This window comes from Nocardia sp. NPDC058058 (genome assembly GCF_042885355.1).
Lineage (GTDB): Bacteria > Actinomycetota > Actinomycetes > Mycobacteriales > Mycobacteriaceae > Nocardia.
On the sequence record NZ_JBHVSA010000001.1, the window covers coordinates 1,990,205 to 1,991,943 of the forward strand.

The following is a 1,739-nucleotide window of genomic DNA, read 5'->3' on the forward strand; positions in this document are numbered from 1 at the left end:
GAAGAGAAGGTGCCGGATGAAACGGGTAATCGGAATCCTCGTCGCGGTCACCGCGGTGGCCCTGTCCGCGGCCTGTCAGGACGACGGGACGACGCCCGCGGGCGGGTCGCCGACGGCGTCGACCGTCACCACGGATTCGGGAACCACCGCACCGCAGGTCACCCAACCGACCGTCGCGGAGTCGACGCCGAATCCGCAGCAGCCAACGGGCACAACCAAACCCGGCGGCACCGCGCCCGCGACCGCCGGGAACGGCAAATGCGTGGACCTGAATTCTCCGGTGGTCACCGCGGCGCTGGGCACGCTCGGCCCGAATGTCGGCGGTGACGGTTTCTACGCGGACAGCGGAACTCCCGCCGTGCTCGGCTCCTGCCCCGCCCTGCTGTGGGTGCTCGCGGGCACGCCGCGCGGCACCGCGAGCTCACCCTGGCATGTGTTGTTCTTCAACCACTCCCGATATCTGGGCACCGCCACCAAACATTGGACGGCATACACCACGGTGGTTGGTTCCTCCGATCGCAGCGTCCAGGTGCAGTATCGCTGGCTGTCCGATACCGATCCCAGCTGCTGCCCCTCGGGCGGTCCGGTGACCGTCACGCTCACGCTCGGCGCGGACGATCACACCGTCACCCCGGATCGCGATTTCCCCACGCAGGCAACGAATCCGCACTAGTCCTCGTCGAGATCGACCACGTCGACCTGGTCCCGGTCCGCCCATTCCAGCAGGGGTTCCAGGTCGAATACCGCGGCATCGATTCCGGCGTGCAGATCGCCCAGTTCGGCATAGCGGGCGGGCACGGTGGTCATGGTGAAATCGCGCGGGTGCAGATCCGGTATCTCATCCCAGCGGACCGGGGTGGATACCGTCGCCTCGGGAACACCGCGCACCGAATAGGCGGCGGCGATGGTGTGATCGCGGGCGTTCTGATTGTAGTCGACGAAGAGGTGGTGCGGGTCGCGGTCCTTGCGCCACCACGCGGTGGTGACGTCCGCGGGAGCGCGGCGTTCCACTTCGCGGGCGAATGCCAGCGCGGCGCGCCGCACCTCCTGGAAGCCGTAGTTCGGGGTGGTGCGGACGTAGATGTGTAATCCCTTGCCGCCGGAGGTCTTCGGCCAGCCGACCGCGCCGAGTTCGTCGAGCACCTCGTGCACGACCCCGGCCACCCGCTGTACCCGCGACCACGGACAGTCGGGCATGGGATCGAGGTCGATACGCCATTCGTCGGGGAGTTCGGTATCGGAGCGGCGCGAGTTCCAGGGGTGGAATTCGACCGTGGACATCTGCACCGCCCAGATGACATCGGCGAGCTTCTCGACGCAGAGTTCATCGGCGGTGCGGCCGTAGCGCGGGAAGTACAGCTGCACGGTCGGAATCCAGTCCGGAGCACCGGCGGGGACCCGCTTCTGATGCACCTTGCCGCCGGGCAATCCTTTGGGGAAGCGGTGCAGCATGCACGGGCGATCGCGCAGGGCGTTGACGATGCCGTCGCCCACGCTCAGGTAGTACCGCGCCAGGTCGAGTTTGGTCGCCCCGGTCTCGGGGAAATACACCCGATCCGGATTCGAGATGCGCACCGTATGCTCGCCGACCGTCAGTTCCAAGGCCGGAGAGGCGGACTTACTGGCCACCCGTCCGACCATATCGGGCATTTCGACCGGGTGCGCGGCACAACACGATTCACGTGCGGCGACCAGGCAAACCCCTAGCCAGTTAGTGCACCCTAAGTTAGGGTGCACTC

2 protein-coding genes are annotated in these 1,739 nt (G+C 67.0%); one reads left to right on the top strand and one right to left on the bottom strand.

The annotated features are described in order from the left end of the window. Positions 1-16: 16 nt before the first annotated feature. Positions 17-673 carry an LppP/LprE family lipoprotein gene (locus ACFVUS_RS09250; protein WP_387762981.1) on the top strand — a complete coding sequence of 219 codons (657 nt, stop codon included), beginning with the start codon at positions 17-19 and terminating at the stop codon, positions 671-673. Here the strand turns inward: ACFVUS_RS09250 and ligD are convergent. Beyond that, entirely contained in the window at positions 670-1,641 is a 972-nt protein-coding gene (ligD, locus tag ACFVUS_RS09255) for a non-homologous end-joining DNA ligase (protein ID WP_387765462.1), read from the bottom strand. The two genes, ACFVUS_RS09250 and ligD, sit on opposite strands and share 4 nt — an antisense overlap. Between the last annotated feature and the right edge of the window lie 98 nt (positions 1,642-1,739).

Excerpts from the sequence above, each read along its gene's own strand:
- ACFVUS_RS09250 (WP_387762981.1), top strand. The coding sequence starts at position 17 with ATGAAACGGGTAATCGGAATCCTCGTCGCGGTCACCGCGGTGGCCCTG.
- ligD (WP_387765462.1), bottom strand. The coding sequence starts at position 1,641 with ATGGTCGGACGGGTGGCCAGTAAGTCCGCCTCTCCGGCCTTGGAACTG.